Here is a 15374-nt window from a genome sequence, read left to right as displayed (position 1 = left end):
GCCTATGGGAACGTTGTCGCGCTTGGGACGGTTGGTGCCTAGGAGGTCAACGAGACCCAAGGGATAGCGGGTACGGCGGGACAGGTTCGATCAGTTGGGGAGAGCACGGGGATGAACGTCGCAAAGCCGCGCGGCGACCGGCTCACGGGGGTGATCGCGGCGGTCGTCGTCGGCGCGCTCGGGGTCACGGCCGCCCTGGTCGGCGTGGGCGTGTCCAGCGCCGGCCCGAAGCTCGCCGACATCGGCGCGTGGCTGTGGAGCTCGCACACCGAGTCGGGGGAGACCAGCGACGTCTGGGACCGCATCGAGTGGAACGGCGGCGTCGCGTACCTCAGCGACACGCTGATGAAGACACCGCGCGGCGGATTCCCCGCCGCGCCGTTGTACCAATGCGACGACCGATCAGGGGGAGCGACGTCGTGAGCCACACACCGCGGCACGGTGACCACGGGCACGCCGGCCCGCGGCCACCGGCCGACCCACGCGCTCCTGTGGACCAGCCCTACGGCGGCCCGCCACCGGGCGGAGCCGGGCAGGCCGGCGCCCGCACCGACGACCGGCCGTACACCGGCGGCCCGTACGGCGCCGAGCCTTCCAGCACGCAGTACGGGAACATCGAGCCTTCCGGTGCCCAGTACCGAAACGCCGAGCCTTCCGACGCGCAGTACGGGACCTCCGAGCCTTCCGGTGCCCGGTACGGAAACCCGGACTACGCGAGCGCGGGGTACCCGGGCCGTCCGTATCTCCCGGAGCATGTCGGCCGGCCGGTGCCGTACGGCGCACCCGTCGAGGCCGACCCGAGCATGACCATCCCCGGCCAGGCGGCCGGGTACGGCGGCGCGGGGCTTCCGGGCCAGGGAGGCGCTCTGGGGGCCGGGTACGGCGGGACGGGGGTCGCCGATCTTATGGCGGCGCCGTACCAGGTGGGCGAGGAGGACAGGGGCTCCCGCCACGGCGCTCCCGGGGGCACGCACGGCGGCCACTCCGGGCAGGGCGGTCAGCTTGACCTGATCGGTCAGCCGAATCCGATCGGTCAGCTCAGTGGGATCGGTCAGGACGCGCAGGCGAACCAGATCGGGCTGAGCGGTCAGCCTGCTCAGACCCCGGGTGGTTTGGTGGGGCAGTCTGGGCAGGCCGTTTTGGCCGGTCAGGTCCAGGGCGATCAGGCTGGTCAGGTCGGGCAGATCCCGGGGAGTCAGGTCGGGCCGATCGGGCAAGGTGGTCAGGCTGGTCAGAGTGGTCAGGTCGGACTGGGCGGTCAGAGCAGTCTGAGCAGTCAGGCTGGGCAGGTCGGGCAGGTCGGGCAGGATGACCTTGACATGGCGGGGCTGGCGCTGCAGTTTCAGCAGCGGTTCCAGGCGCTCGCCGCGAACATGGAGCAGGTCATCCGGGGCAAGCGGGAGATCGTCGAACTTGTGCTGATCTGCCTGTTCTGCGAAGGCCACGTGCTGATCGAGGACGTGCCGGGGACGGGCAAGACCACGCTCGCCCGCAGCCTCGCCGCGAGCATCCAGGCCGAGCTGCGCCGGGTGCAGTTCACCCCTGACCTGCTGCCGTCCGACATCACCGGCGTGTCCATCTTCGACCAGGCGAGCCAGAGCTTCGCGTTCCACTGGGGTCCGGTCTTCGCCAACCTGGTCCTCGCCGACGAGATCAACCGCGCGTCGCCCAGGACGCAGGCCGCGTTGCTGGAGGTCATGGAGGAACGACGCGTCACCGTCGACGCGGAGTCCCACCCCGTGCCGCGCCCGTTCATGGTCCTGGCCACCCAGAACCCGGTGGACATGGACGGCACCTACCCGCTGCCCGAGGCGCAGCTCGACCGCTTCCTCATGCGCGTAGCGGTGGGCTACCCCGATCACGCGTCCGAGGTCGAGGTGCTCAAGGGCATGCCCACCGGCCCGCAGGTGGAGCGCCTGCCGCTCATCGCGCGCGCGGCCGACGTCGCCGGGATGATCGACTTCGCGGCGCGCATCCACGTCGCCGACTCCATCTACGACTACATCGTGGCTGTGGTGGGCGCCACGCGGCGCTCGCCCGAGGTGCGGCTGGGCGCGAGCCCCCGGGCCAGTCTCGCGCTGCTGCGCGCGTGCAAGGTGAGGGCGGCGGCGGCCGGGCGGCACTACGTCGTCCCCGAGGACGTCAAGGCGCTGGCGGTACCGGTCCTGGCCCACAGGCTCCTGCTCACGGCCGAAGCCGAGCTGCGCGGCCGCACCGCGATGGCGATCGTCGCCGACACCCTCGCGACGACGCCCGGCCCCCAGGCACTCGCGGGAGTCTGATCTCGTGCCGACGTCCCCCGACCGGCCGCCCAGAGTCCTTCGCCATGCCGTCCCGCCGCGTCGTCCCTCGCTGACGTGCAGGAGGCTCGCCGTGGCGACGACGCTGTGCGGGCGTGGAGGGGCGCCGGTTCCGAAGTCGCCCCGGGGCCGGGCCGCGGCGGGGATCATCCAGGGACGGGGGAGTGCCGCCGGGCTGGCGGCGAGATGCTCCTGTCTGTCCACGGCGATCCAGGCCGTGATGGTGGGCCGGGTGGGCGGGGTTCGACCGCCGGGGCGTGACGGATCGGGTTCGTCCGGCCGATCGGCCGGTCCGAGGGGTGGGGGATCATGATGGCGGGTCGCCGCCGCCGGGCAGACGGCCCCGCGCCGGGAAGGTCCGCCGATGTCGTGACTCCTCCAGATATCACTGCCTCCCCGGCCGACGCCGGCGACGGCGTGGGACGGGCGACGGGGGCGGTGCTGACGCGGGCGGGAAAGGGTGTGCTGGCCGGTTCTGTCCTGCTGTACGCGGCGGCGTTCGCGCTGGGGTACCGGGAGACGGTCGTGCTGGCGTCCGGGGGCGTGATCGGCCTGATCGTCGCGCTGTTGTGGACGTTGCCCCGCGCCAGGCTGGACGTCGGCCGCGAGGTGACGCCGCTGAAGGTCTCACGGGGCGATGCGGCCGTCGTCGTGCTCCGTGTTCACAACCAGGGACGGCTCGCGCCGGCGGGCCTGCGCGCCCGCGACCGGGTCGGCGCGGCCGAGCACGTCGTGGAACTGCCCACCCTGCGCGGCGGCCGCGCGCGCGTCGTCTCCTACACCCTCCCCACGGACACGCGCGGGGAGATCGAGGTCGGCCCGCTGGCGGTCGTGCGGGAGGACCCGTTCGGCCTGACGCGCAACGTGAACGAGTACGGCGAGCGGGCCCGCCTGCTGGTGCGGCCGCGTGTCGTGCCGCTCGGCGTGCTGCCGTCCGGGCGGGCCCCGCACCTGGAGGGCCCGAGCGCGGACCGCGCCCCGAGTGGGACCGCGACGTTCCAAACGCTGCGCGAGTACGTCCCCGGCGACGACATGCGGCACGTCCACTGGCGTTCGACCGCGCGCACGGGCACGTTGATGGTCCGCAGGCTCGTGGACGCGAGCCTGCCCGTCACGACGGTCGCGCTGGACACCCGCGCGTTCTCCGCCGAAGCGTGGTCCAGGGTCGCGGCGGCAGCGGGGTCCGCGTCGGGGATCGAGGGGGCGGCGGGCTCCGTGTCCAGGGCCGTGTCCAGGGCCGTGTCCATGGCCGGGTCCGGGGCGAGGTCCGCGTCGTCCGCGACCGGGTCCGGGGCGGGGCCGGCGTCCAGGATCGGGGTCGGATCCGAGGCCGGGCCGGTGGCCAGGGCCTGGTTCGAGCTGGCCGTGGACGTCGCCGCGTCCGTCGCGGTTGGGGCCGCGAGGGCGGGGTTCCCGGTGCGCGTGGTCACGGGCGAGCGGGTCCTGCTCGACCTGAGGGGCGGGGCGGGCGACGTCGAGGCGGTGCTGGACGCCCTCGCCCTGGTCGGGCTCGGCGACGACCCCGGCACCGACCCGGTGCGGCTCGCGCGTCCCGGCGGTTCGCTGGTCGTCGTCACCGGTGATCCGTCCGCCGTCGCCGGGGTCGCCGCCGCGCGCCGCCGCCACGAGCGCACGGTCTGCCTGCGCGTCGCCCCGTCCGGCGGCCCGGTGTCCGTGCCCGGCGTGACGGTCCTGGACGTCCCGGACCTGGAGACGCTCGCCGCCGTCTGGACGGGAGTCGCCCGATGACCACCACCTTGCCTTCCTCGCCTTACGGATCCCCGCACGGCGTGGATCGCGGCGCCCATCCGGATTCACCCGGCTTCGCCCCAGAAAGAGGGGCGTCCACGAGGACACATGGGGAGACGTCCCCCGCAGGGGATGATCCGCGTCAGCCGGGACGTGGGGGCATGGCGGAGGTCGTCGGGGCGTTGGTGGTGGTCGCGGCGATGGCCGCGGTGGCGGGACTCGGGTTTCTGCGGGTATTCGAGCCGAGGGCCTTGGCCCCGGTGGCCGGGGTGGCCGCCGTGGTGCCGGTGCTGCTGGCGGCGCTCGGCAGGCGGGGGCCGCTGTGGCGGTCCCTGGCGGCGCACCTGGTGGTGTGGCTGCTCACGGTGTCGGCGACGCTGTTCCACGCCACGGCCGTGGCCGGCTTCCTGCCGTCCCCCGCGACCGCCTCGGCCGTCGCCGAGGCGCTGCTGAACTCCTGGCGTGCCCTGCTGACCACGATCCTCCCGGCACCGGCGGAGCCCGCGCTGCTGGTCGTGGTGCACCTGCTGGTGTGGCTGGCCGGGGCCGCGGGCGCCGAACTGGCGCTGCGCTCGCGGTCGCGGGTCCTGCCCGCGCTGCCCGCCGTCGTGGTGTTCGCCGTCGCCGTGGCGGTGGGTGTGAACGGGCCCGGCTCGGTCATGTCCGTGGCGGGCGTGCTGCTGGGGCTGGTCGCGGCGCTGGCGGTGGTGCGCGGCGATCGGAGTCTGCCGCGGTCGCTCGCCGCGGTCCCGGTCGCGGCGGCGCTGGGCCTGGCGGGCGTGCTCGTGGCCCCCTCGCTGCCTGTGGCGCGCGAGCCGTACGACCCGCGGACGCTCGTCGACGAGCCTCCGGTGACGCGGTTCGACGGCGTGAGCCCGCTGGACCGGGTGTCGGCCTGGCTGCAGGTCCCGACCACGCCGATGTTCACCGTGCGTGCGTCCCACCCCGCGAACTGGCGGCTGGCCGTGCTCGACCGCTACGACGGCGTGCGCTGGACGTCCTCGTCCCGCTACCGCATGACCGGCGGTCCGGTGCCGCCGGGGCCGTACCGCGGCGAGTACGTGACGGTGGAGCAGACGGTCACGCTGGACGGGCTTCCCGGCGGCTGGCTCCCCGCCGCCGACCGTCCCGTCTCGGTGTCGGGGATCGGCGTCGCCGTGGACGAGTCCGGCACGCTGCTGTCCGCCCCGGGAGGCTCGCCCGGCAGGACGTACCGGGTCACCTCGCACGTTCCCGTCCCTTCGGCCGAGCGCCGCCGGGACGCCACGCCCGTGGGGGCGCCGCCCGCGCTGCCGCCGAAGGTGGGGGTGTTCCGGTCGCTGGCCGAGCGGGTGACCCGCAACGCGCGCTCGCCGTACGAGCAGGCGTCGCTGCTGGAGCACTACCTGCGCACCCGGCACAAGTACGACGTGACCTCGCCGCCGGGCCATTCGCTGGCGGTGCTGGATTACTTCCTGCGCACGACGCACCGGGGGACGTCCGAGCAGTTCGCCGCGTCGTTCGCCCTGCTCGCCCGCACGCTCGGCCTGCCGAGCCGCGTGGTGGTGGGTTTCCGTCCCGGGACGCCTGGCGCCGACGGCGCCTACCACGTGGCCTCGGGCGACGTGCTGGCCTGGCCGGAGATCGAGTTCAGGGGCCTCGGGTGGACGGCGTTCGACCCGACCCCCGAGCGCAGCGGCGCGCGGGCGGGGCAGGACGTCGTCAGCACGCAGGTCAAGGAGCGCGAGCGCCTGGCCGAGCGGATCCAGGCCGCGCCCACGAGCCGGCCCACGCCGCCGCCGAAGCCGCGCGCCCGTGAGGACGGCGCTCGGCCGTCCTGGGCGTCCGGCCTGGTGGTGGGCGCCGGGGCGGTCGCTGCGGCCGTCCTGGTCTACGGCCTCGCCGTCGTGACCGTGCCGCTGCTGCGACGGCGCCGCCGCCGTCGTGGTGATCCGGCGGAGCGGGTGAGGGGAGCCTGGCGGCAGGTGCGCGAGGACCTGGGCTTGGCGGGGGAGCCGGCGCTGACGGCGTCCGAGGTCGCGGCGCGCGCGCTGGACCGGGTTGGGCCCGAAATATCACCTCATATCGGGGCGCTGGCGGAGCTGGTGAACCACGCCGAGTTCGCCGGACGGGACGTCGGCCCCGGCACGCCCGAGACCGCGTGGCGCCACGCGGACGCGGTGAGCGCGCTCGTCCGGCGCGGCACCCCGCCGCTCAGGCGGCTCGGCCGTCGCCTCCACCCCCGTGTCCTGCGCGCCTGCCGGGCGCGGTAGACGATGGCGAAGCAGCCCCCTGCCCCGCCTGGCCAAGGATGCGGTAACCGGGGGCGTCATCGAGTGGTCCCACCGCGAATCTCCCCGTATGTCCCCGTCGCCGGAGATCCTGGTGCCGCCCGCTGAGGGGCGAGGGGACAACGAGGCGATCGAGAGGTCAGCTCAGCCGGGCCAGCAGGTCGGACGGCGTGAGCAGGTACGCGCCCACGACGAGCGCGCCCGCGGAGACCAGCAGGAACAGGAAGACGAAGAAGCCGCCCGGGAACGGGGTGAGGCGGGCGAGCTGGTCGGCGTCGGACTCCGGCGCCCGGCCCTGAAGGCGCTTGCGGCGCAGCTCCAGGATCGGCCGGATGCCACCGATCAGCAGGAACCACGCGGCGAGTTGCGCACCGATGGCCTGGATGTCCGGCGTGGCCAGCCAGGTCAGCGCGAACACCGCTCCGCCGATGGTGAGCAGCGAGACCACGCCGAACAGGTTGCGGATCATCAGCAGCATGCACGCGAGCAGCAGCAGGACCGTCCAGAGCAGGAGCGTGATGTATCCGGCCGCGGCCAGCCAGGCGGCGCCCAGCCCGAGCAGCGAGGGGGCGACGTACCCGGCGGCGGCCGTGAAGATCATGCCCGGCCCGGTGGGGCGCCCGCGGGTGAGCGTGACGCCGGAGGTGTCGGAGTGCAGGCGGATGCCCTGGAGCTTGCGCCGCGTGAGCAGGGCCACGAGCGCGTGCCCGCCCTCGTGCGCGACGGTGATCAGGCCCCGGGAGATGTGCCAGGAGGTCGGGTACACGACCACGCCGAGGGCGACGAGCGCGGCCAGGGCCGTCATCCAGAACGGCGGCCCCGGTTGCACGTCGGCCAGCTTGGCCAGCAGCGTGCTGAGCGTCTGCAGGGTGCACCTCCGGTGCCATGCCGTCGTGTCGTGGGCGCGGGCGGGAATCGCGCGGACGTGGCGTCGCACGATCCCCCGGACATCGCCGGGAAGTCGCGGGGTTTGGCTCTTGCCCGAGATGCTAGGGCATGATTCGCCCGGGTGGCGTGGTGAACGCGGCGCCCCGGACGCGCGGGAGGACGGCCTGAGAGCGAACGGCGCACCGGTCCTGCGAGGCTCTGAGCCCGTTCCCCGCGCGCCTGCGCCCGGCGCTGCGCGATCTCGGGCTCGCCGGGAAGATCGTCCTCGGCTCGGACCTCCCCAACATCCCCTACGCCTACGCCCATCAGCTCCACGCGCTCGCGCGGCTGGACCTCGGCGACGACCGGCTGCGCGCCGTCTGCTGGGACAATGGGCTGAAGCTGCTGGGAAGTGCCGTTTAAGCTGGGGGAATGCGCCCTACGTCGGCCTCACTCGGCCGGGAGCACCAAAGACTGCTGCACGATTTCTTCGACGCCTTCACCCGCGGCGACTACGACGCCATGGGGAGGTGCTACCACCCGCATATCAGCTTCGGAGACCCGCTCTACCCGGAGCTCGAAGGGCGTGAGCGCGTGGTCGGCATGTGGCGGCTGATGATCCTCCGCAGCCGTGACGTCGAGGTGTCGGCCCGCGACATCGTGGCGGGCGAGCACACCGGGGCGGCCCACTGGACGGCGCGGTACGTCCTGCGCGAGAACGGGCGGCGGGTGCTCAACGAGGTGGACGCGGAGTTCCGCTTCGAGGACGGGCTGATCGTCCGCCACCACGACGTGTTCGACTTCCGCCGGTGGTGCAAGATGGCGTTCGGCGTCCCCGCCGGGGTTCTGCTGGGCTGGACTCCCGCCCTGCGGCGCGGGGTACGTGACCATGCCCGCGGGCGGTTGGAGGAGTACCTGCGGAGTACTTCGCCCATATCAGGTTAAGGTCTGACACGGGCGGAGTCGCTTGACCGCGCGTCCCCATCGTCCGAGGGGAGGGTTTCATGGCAGAGCGTCGGGTACGCGGGCTGAGGGATCTCATGCGGGTGCCGCCGCTGCGAGGCGGCGAGCACGAGCAGGCGCCGCCGGAACATTCCATGGACCCCCGCGCGGCCGAACGCGAGGTGACCTCGCACCAGAGCCTGATCGACAACGCCGTCTACGTGAACGGCCAGCGCGTGGCCACCCCGCCGTCGCTGGCCGAGGCCGTCGTGGCGCTGCGCTCGCACGAGGGCAGTATGGCGTGGATCGGCCTGTACCGCCCGGCGGAGGCCGAGATCCTCAACGTCGCCGAGGAGTTCCACCTGCACGAGCTCGCCGTCGAGGACGCCATCGTCGCCCACCAGCGCCCGAAGGCCGACCGGTACGGCGACACGCTCTTCCTCGTGCTGCGCGCGGCCCAGTACCTCGACTCGCCGGAGAAGGTCGAGTTCGGCGAGCTGCACGTCTTCGTCGGGCCCGACTTCGTGCTCACCGTCCGCCACAGCGAGGCCCCCGACCTGAGCAAGGTCCGCCGCCGCATGGAGACCGACCCCGACCTGCTGCGCCAGGGCCCGCAGGCCGTCCTGTACGCGATCCTGGACGCGGTCGTCGACGGGTACGCCCCGGTGGTGGCGGGCCTGCAGAAGGACATCGACGAGATCGAGGTGCAGGTGTTCGGCGGCGACCCGGCCGCGCCGCGGCGCATCTACGCGCTGTCCCGCGAGGTGATCGAGTTCCAGCGCGCCACCCGGCCGCTGCTCGACATGCTCAACGGGCTGATCGCGGGCTCCTCCAAGTACGGCGTGGACGGCGAGCTCGAGCGTTACCTGCGCGACGTCGCCGACCACGCGATCACCGTGGTGGAGCGGGTGGACAACTTCCGCCAGATGCTCCAGGACATCCTGATCGTCAACTCCACGCTGGTCAGCCAGGCGCAGAACGAGGAGATCCGCAACGTCACCCAGGCCAGCTACGCCCAGAGCGAGGAGGTCAAGCGCATCTCCTCCTGGGCGGCCATCCTGTTCGCGCCCACGCTCGTCGGCACGATCTACGGCATGAACTTCAAGGACATGCCCGAGCTGGGGTGGCGGCTCGGCTACCCCTTCGCCGTCGCGCTCATGGCGGCCGTCTGCGTCACGCTCTACCTGATCTTCAAACGCCGCGACTGGCTGTGATCGGTCAACTTACCGGCCGGACCGCGTAAACGCCGGTAAACCCCGGTGAACGGGGTAGGTCCGCCGGTATGGAGAATCGTGTCCTGGAACTGCACGCCGTCGCGATGGACGAGTTCGGCCTGCGCGTCGCGATGATCCGCGAGGACGGGTGGGACGCTCCGACGCCGTGCGAGGAGTGGAGCGTCCGCGACCTGGTCGGCCACCTGGTGACCGAGCAGCTCTGGGCGCCGCCGCTGCTGGCCGGCGAGACCGTGGAGGAGGTCGGCGACCGCTTCGACGGCGACCAGCTCGGCGACGACCCCGTGGAGCGGTGGACAGAGGCGAGCGCCGCCGCGCAGGGCGCCTTCGCCGAGCCGGGGGCCCTGGACCGCGACGTCCACCTGTCCTACGGGACGGTGAGCGCCCGGCAGTACTGCATGGAGATGACCAGCGACCTGGCCGTCCACGCCTGGGACCTGGCCCGCGCCCTCGGCGTGGACAGCCGCATCGACCCCGGGCTCATGGCCGAGGTCTACGACTACCTGGCGCCGATGAAGGACGCCCTGGCGGCGAGCGGGATGTTCGCCCCGCCCGTCCCCGTGCCGGACGACGCGGGACCGCAGGACCGCACCCTGGCCCTCACCGGCCGCCGCCCCTGACGCCCAGTGGTCGGGCGATCCGGCGCGCGGCGGTACGGGTCCTGCGCCGCCTACGCGTGGCGCTGGTCGGCCGGCTGCACCGGTACTCCCTGGTGATCGTCCCCGCCCACGCCGAGCGCGGCGCGGTCGGCCGCCGCGTGCCCGGCGGCCGGGCGGTCAGGACAGTAGCCGGCGGGCGGCGTCCTCGATCGCGGCCTCCGAGAGCAGGACGTGGGCGGCGGCGTCGCCCAGCGGGATGAAGCTGTCCCGGGAGGTGACCCGGGCGACCTTCCCCCCGAACCCGTTGTCCGCGAGCGCCGCCAGCACCCCCTCCGAGACGCCACCCGAGCCGCGGGTCTCGTCGGCGACGAGCACCCGGCCCGTCAGTTCGGCGCCGCGGATCAGGTCCTCCACCGGCAGGGGCGCCAGCCACCGCAGGTCCAGCACGCGGCAGCCGTACCCCTCGGACGTCAGCCGGATCGCGGCGCGCAGGCTCATGCGCAGCCCGTTGCCGAACGTCACGATCGTCAGGTCGCGGCCGTCGCCGTACGAGCGCGCCCGGCCGATCGGCACGTGCGTCTCGGGCCACCTCGACGGCGGGACGTACGGGGTGAGCCAGCCGTTGTCGCCCTCGTCCATCAGGTCGCGGGTGCCGTAGAGCGCGATCGGCTCCAGGAACACGCAGACCTCGCCGTCGGTCTTGGCCGCGGCCACGCAGGTGCGCAGCATCGCGGCGGCGTCGTCGGGCCGGGCGGGGGAGGCGATGACCAGGCCGGGGATGTCGCGCAGCGCCGCCACCGAGTTGTCGTTGTGGAAGTGGCCGCCGAACCCCTTCTGGTAGGCGTACGAGGCCACCCGCACCACCATCGGGTTGCGGTAGGCGCCTTTGGAGAAGAACCGCAGTGAGGCGGCCTCGCCGCGGATCTGGTCCAGCGCGTTGTGCAGGTAGGCGAGGTACTGGATCTCCGGGATCGGCAGCAGCCCCGAGGCGCCCGCGCCGAGCGCGAGGCCGAGCAGCGCCTGCTCGTCCAGCGGGGTGTCGAAGACGCGGGCCGCGCCGAAGCGCTTCAGCAGCCCGCGCGTGACGCCGTACACGCCACCCTTGCGCGCGACGTCCTCCCCGAACAGCACGGCCTCGGGGTAGGAGGAGAGGATCTCGGTGAGTGTGCGGTTGATCGACCGGGCCAGGGTGAGCGGGCCCTCGTGCTCGGGCGGCGCCTCGCCGAACAGCGCGGCGCGGTCGCGCGGCCGCCGCGCCGCCTGCGCCGCGACCAGGGCCGGGCGGCGGGGGGCCAGCGGCTCCATGACCTCGCGCGCCGAGCGCAGCCGGGGCCGCCGGGTGGACTCCAGCGCGAGCTTCAGCACGTGCTCGCGGATCGTCTCGTACCGCCCGAGCAGTTCCTCCGGGTCGGTCAGCCCGGCCTCGACCAGCAGCCTGGCCGTGGCGACCAGCGGGTCGCGGGCCAGGGACTCGGCGATCTCGCGCGGCGAGCGGTAGGCCGACTCGACGTCCGACCCGGCGTGGCCCATCAGCCGGACCATGCGCAGGTGGAGGAAGGCGGGCGACCTGCGGGTGCGCACGTGCTCGGCCGCCCGGACGGCGACGTCGTAGGTCTCGGCCAGGTCGCAGCCGTCGGCGTGGAACTTCGGGATCAGCGGATGGCCGGACGCCTCCACCCACCCCGGCGGGGTGCGGACGCTGATGCCGATGCCGTTGTCCTCGCAGACGAACAGAACGGGCAGCGGCAGGCCCTGGTAGGCGCAGTAGGCGGCCGTGTTGAAGCCGGTCAGCGCGCTCGCGTGGTTGACGGAGGCGTCGCCGAAGCTGCACACCGCGATCGCCTCGGCGGGCCAGGCGGAGGCGACGCCGATCTTGCGCGCCCGCTCGATGGCGAACGCCACCCCCACCGCCCGCGGCAGATGGCTCGCGATCGTCGAGGTCTGCGGGATGACCGCGAGGTCGGGGTGGCCGAACACCTTGTGACGGCCCCCGGAGATCGGCTCCTCGGCCGCGGCGGACAGGCCGAGCAGGACGTCGCGCAGGCCCTCCTCGGCGAGACGGCCCGCCTGCGCCGACCGCGCCAGGTAGAACGCCCCGGAGCGGTAGTGCAGCAGCGCCGGATCGGTGGCGCGCACGGCCGCGGCGACCGCCGCGTTGCCCTCGTGGCCGGCCGAGCCGATCGTGTAGAACCCTTCGCCCTGCTCGCGCAGCCACCGGGCGGCGATGTCGAGCAGCCGGCTGGTGAGCTGGATCTCGAAGAGCTCCCGGCAGTGCGCCCCCGTCAGCGTCGTGCCCGGGCGTATGGGCAGGGCGGGATCGCGTCGCGTACCCGGGGAGAGCGCGGCGACCGACTCGGTGAAGTGCGTCTCTACTGCGTCTCGGCCCACAAGGCAGATTATGTCGCCCCAGGCGAGGCGGCGTCCCGGGGCTTGCCGGAACCGTCTGATCACGGATGCGGATCGTTCCCCTTGGTGCAAATATTTGCTCTTTGCCCGAAGAGGGCGCGGGGGCGGCTGCCCGGGGCTGTCCGGTTCACTCGGTTCGGCGGAACTGGGCGATGGCGACGCCGAGCAGGGCCACGCCCATCAGGGCGACGATGCCGAGCTCCACGCCGACGGGGACGTGCCAGCCGAACCAGTGGACGCCGGGGTTGAGCGCGTCCACGACCTGCGGGCTCACCGACAGGTGGCTGAAGACGGCGTGGCGCATCGGGTCGACGGCGTATGTCAGCGGGTTGATCTTCGTGAGCAGCGCGAGCCACCCGGGCAGGTTCGCCAGGGGGAACACCGCCCCCGACAGGAAGATCATCGGCATGATCGCCATCTGCATGATGCCGAAGAACGACTGCATGTTCTTCATGCGCGCCGCCAGGCTGACGCCGAAGGCGGTGATCGTGACCGAGGCCAGGAACATCTCGCCCAGCAGCGTGAGGATCAGCGTGGGGGAGTAGGGCACGTGCACCAGGCCGGCCAGGGCCAGGATGATGACGCCCTGGGCGGTCGCGACGATGCCGCCGCCCAGGCACTTGCCGATCACGATCGAGCCGCGCCCGACCGGCGCGACCAGCATCTCGCGCAGGAACCCGAACTCGCGGTCCCAGACGATCGAGCCCGCCGAGAACATCGCCGTCGTGATCACCGTCATCGCGATCACGCCCGGGTACATGAACGTGCGGAAGTCGACGCCCTGCCGGGCGCCGCCCGCGATCAGCGTGCTCAGGCCGGTGCCCATCACGAACAGCCACAGCACGGGCTGGACCAGCGTGGACACCATGCGGGTGCGGTCGTTGACGAACCGCAGCAGCTCGCGGTGCAGCACGATCTTGATCGCGCGCAGGTCGTGACGGACGCTGCGTCCCGGCACGCGCACCTGGACGACACCCGGCGCGGTCACTCCGGTCGCCATCGGTTCACCTCCTCGCCCGGGCGCGCATGATGGCCGACGCGCCGGATTCGCCTTCGGCGTCACGGATCGTGGAGCCGGTGTAGTTCATGAAGACGTCGTCCAACGACGGGCGCGACACGCTGACCGAGCGGATCGGCACGCCGAGATCGGAGAACAGCCGGGGGACGAACGCCTCCCCGGAGGCGACGGCGAAGGTCACCGTGCCCTCGTGGACGGCCGCGTCCAGCGCGAAGCGCTCTTTGAGCGCGGCGATGGCCGTCTCGTCGTCGGCGGTCTGGATCTGGACGCGGTCCTTGCCGACGCCGGCCTTGAGCTTCTCGGGGGAGTCGATCACCACGATCTCGCCGTGGTCGATGATCGCGATGCGGTCGCAGTACTCGGCCTCGTCCATGTAGTGCGTCGTCATGAAGATCGTGATGTCCTCGGTGCGACGCAGCTTGTTGATGTACCCCCAGATCGCGGAACGGGTCTGCGGGTCCAGCCCGACCGTGGGCTCGTCCAGGAACAGCACGCGGGGCGAGTGCAGCAGTCCGCGTGCGATCTCCAGGCGGCGTTTCATGCCCCCGGAGAAGGTGTTCACCTTGGCCTCCCTGCGGTCCCAGAGGGCGACCATCTCCAGGACCTGCTTGATGCGCTCGCCGACGACGTCCCTCGGCACGCCGTACAGCTCGGCGTGGAAGCGCAGGTTCTGCTCGGCCGACAGGTATCCGTCCAGGGTCGGGTCCTGGAACACCAGTCCGATGTTGCGCCGCACCTCGTCGCGCTCCCGGACGACGTCGTGCCCCGCCACCAGGGCGCTGCCGCCCGTCGGCTTCACCAGCGTGCACAGCATGCTGATGGTCGTGGTCTTCCCGGCGCCGTTCGGGCCGAGGAAGCCGAAGACCTCGCCCGGCCGCACGTCGAACTCGATGCCCTTCACGGCCTCCAGCGTGCCGTAGCTCTTCCTGAGCCCCCGTACGGCGACGGCGGGCGCCTCGCTTGTCGTCACTGTTCCTCTTCCTCCTCGTCCCTGCCTTCCGCGAGGATCGCGAAGACCGACCGTCTGGTGGTCTTGAGCGGCCTGCGCGCCGCGGCCGGTTGCTCTGGAGTGGAGACCTGGGTGAGCTGGGCGAACGTCTCGCCGAGCCGCGCCCAGAGCATGCGCAACTCCATCATCTCCTCGGGCGGGCTGCCCGTGACCTCCGACCAGGGGGTGAGCGGCTCGCCGCGGTGACCGGCGATCTATCGAGATACGTTAACGATATATCTAGATAGTTGGCACAACAAGGTGCTATTTCCGGACATACGGACGCCCGCCGCGGCCGTGGGGCCGGGCGGTGGGTGGGACGGCGGAAAGTTAGTCCAGATTAACCAGGCCGCCGAGCGCGGCGCGGGCCATGCCGTGCAGGAGCGCGGCCATGGCCTCCCGGGGAAGCTCCCCGGCGCTGTGCGGGGTGGAGTTCAGCAGCCCGAAGACCGCGTGCGTGGCGGCCCGCAGGCGCGGCGGGGGGGCGTCCGGGTACATCTCGGTCAGTACCGTGACCCACTCCTCGACGTACAGCCGCTGGAGCCGGCGGATCTGCCGCCGGGCCGGCTCGGGCACGTTGTCGAGCTCGCGGTCGTGCACGGTGATCAGCGCCGGATGGTCGAGCGCGAAGTCGATCTGGCCGCTGATCAGCGCGTCCAGCGCCTCGGTCGCCGAGCCTGCCCGGGTCACCCGTTCGACGCCGGCGTCGCGCAGGCGCTGGCTGATGTCCAGGAGCATCTCCGACAGCAGCGATTCCTTGCCGCTGAAGTGGCGGTACAGCGCCGGGCCCGAGATGCCGACCGCCCCGCCGATCTCCTCGATGGACGTGCCGTGGAAGCCCCGGGCCGCGAACAGCGCGGCGGCCGCGTCCAGAATCTCCCTGCGCCGGGGGCTGGGTACGCGGGTAGGACTTCGCATGATGGTCATGACCAGCAATGGTAGACGAACCGGTTAATGATGACTAACATCCAGGATGGAGTTAGCGTACGTTAACCGGTGGAAG

13 protein-coding genes are annotated in these 15374 nt (G+C 72.6%); 7 read left to right on the top strand and 6 right to left on the bottom strand.

The annotated features are described in order from the left end of the window. Positions 1 to 111 precede the first annotated feature (111 nt). From AB0H21_RS00840 to AB0H21_RS00825, 4 genes are all read left to right on the top strand, one after another. On the top strand, positions 112 to 423 hold the full coding sequence (locus AB0H21_RS00840; protein ID WP_358509546.1) for a hypothetical protein: 312 nt from the start codon (positions 112 to 114) through the stop codon (positions 421 to 423). After that, on the top strand, positions 420 to 2282 hold the full coding sequence (locus tag AB0H21_RS00835; RefSeq protein WP_358509543.1) for an AAA family ATPase: 1863 nt from the start codon (positions 420 to 422) through the stop codon (positions 2280 to 2282). The genes AB0H21_RS00840 and AB0H21_RS00835 overlap by 4 nt, the downstream gene beginning before the upstream one ends. Before the next feature lie 387 nt (positions 2283 to 2669). Beyond that, positions 2670 to 4049 (top strand): DUF58 domain-containing protein, encoded by a 1380-nt coding sequence (locus AB0H21_RS00830; RefSeq protein ID WP_358509541.1) that lies wholly within the window; start codon positions 2670 to 2672, stop codon positions 4047 to 4049. A gap of 161 nt (positions 4050 to 4210) precedes the next feature. Further along, positions 4211 to 6301, top strand: a complete 2091-nt coding sequence (locus AB0H21_RS00825; protein ID WP_358509538.1) for a DUF3488 and transglutaminase-like domain-containing protein — start codon at positions 4211 to 4213, stop codon at positions 6299 to 6301. Between the two features lie 157 nt (positions 6302 to 6458). On the opposite strand, the gene AB0H21_RS00820 is transcribed toward AB0H21_RS00825, so the two are convergent. Continuing rightward, positions 6459 to 7124 carry a M50 family metallopeptidase gene (locus AB0H21_RS00820; protein WP_358511327.1) on the bottom strand — a complete coding sequence of 222 codons (666 nt, stop codon included), beginning with the start codon at positions 7122 to 7124 and terminating at the stop codon, positions 6459 to 6461. A 494-nt stretch (positions 7125 to 7618) separates the two neighbouring features. Here AB0H21_RS00820 and AB0H21_RS00815 point away from each other — a divergent pair, with 494 nt between their 5' ends. The 3 genes from AB0H21_RS00815 (at position 7619) to AB0H21_RS00805 (ending at position 9980) form a co-directional block, all read left to right on the top strand. Further along, positions 7619 to 8131: a nuclear transport factor 2 family protein gene (locus AB0H21_RS00815; RefSeq protein WP_358509535.1), complete on the top strand. Its 513-nt coding sequence runs from the start codon at positions 7619 to 7621 to the stop codon at positions 8129 to 8131. 59 nt (positions 8132 to 8190) lie between these two features. Continuing rightward, entirely contained in the window at positions 8191 to 9342 is a 1152-nt protein-coding gene (locus tag AB0H21_RS00810) for a magnesium and cobalt transport protein CorA (RefSeq protein ID WP_358509532.1), read from the top strand. 68 nt (positions 9343 to 9410) lie between these two features. Further along, on the top strand, positions 9411 to 9980 hold the full coding sequence (locus tag AB0H21_RS00805; protein ID WP_358509531.1) for a TIGR03086 family metal-binding protein: 570 nt from the start codon (positions 9411 to 9413) through the stop codon (positions 9978 to 9980). Positions 9981 to 10136: 156 nt separating this feature from the next. Here the strand turns inward: AB0H21_RS00805 and AB0H21_RS00800 are convergent, their stop codons facing one another. The 5 genes from AB0H21_RS00800 to AB0H21_RS00780 all read right to left on the bottom strand — a co-directional run bounded on the left by AB0H21_RS00800 (position 10137) and on the right by AB0H21_RS00780 (position 15298). Further along, the gene (locus AB0H21_RS00800; RefSeq protein ID WP_358509529.1) at positions 10137 to 12347 is read right to left on the bottom strand and encodes a thiamine pyrophosphate-dependent enzyme; all 2211 of its coding nucleotides are present in this window, start codon (positions 12345 to 12347) and stop codon (positions 10137 to 10139) included. Between the two features lie 145 nt (positions 12348 to 12492). Further along, positions 12493 to 13365, bottom strand: a complete 873-nt coding sequence (locus tag AB0H21_RS00795; RefSeq protein ID WP_358509526.1) for an ABC transporter permease — start codon at positions 13363 to 13365, stop codon at positions 12493 to 12495. Positions 13366 to 13369: 4 nt separating this feature from the next. Beyond that, positions 13370 to 14353 (bottom strand): ATP-binding cassette domain-containing protein, encoded by a 984-nt coding sequence (locus tag AB0H21_RS00790; protein ID WP_358509523.1) that lies wholly within the window; start codon positions 14351 to 14353, stop codon positions 13370 to 13372. After that, positions 14350 to 14520: a hypothetical protein gene (locus tag AB0H21_RS00785; RefSeq protein ID WP_358509520.1), complete on the bottom strand. Its 171-nt coding sequence runs from the start codon at positions 14518 to 14520 to the stop codon at positions 14350 to 14352. The genes AB0H21_RS00790 and AB0H21_RS00785 overlap by 4 nt, the downstream gene beginning before the upstream one ends. A 181-nt stretch (positions 14521 to 14701) precedes the next feature. After that, on the bottom strand, positions 14702 to 15298 hold the full coding sequence (locus AB0H21_RS00780) for a TetR/AcrR family transcriptional regulator (RefSeq protein ID WP_358509517.1): 597 nt from the start codon (positions 15296 to 15298) through the stop codon (positions 14702 to 14704). Positions 15299 to 15374 lie beyond the last annotated feature (76 nt).

This window comes from Sphaerisporangium sp. NPDC051011 (assembly GCF_040653595.1).
Classification (GTDB): domain Bacteria; phylum Actinomycetota; class Actinomycetes; order Streptosporangiales; family Streptosporangiaceae; genus Sphaerisporangium.
This window is presented reverse-complemented; position numbering and strand designations above follow the sequence as displayed.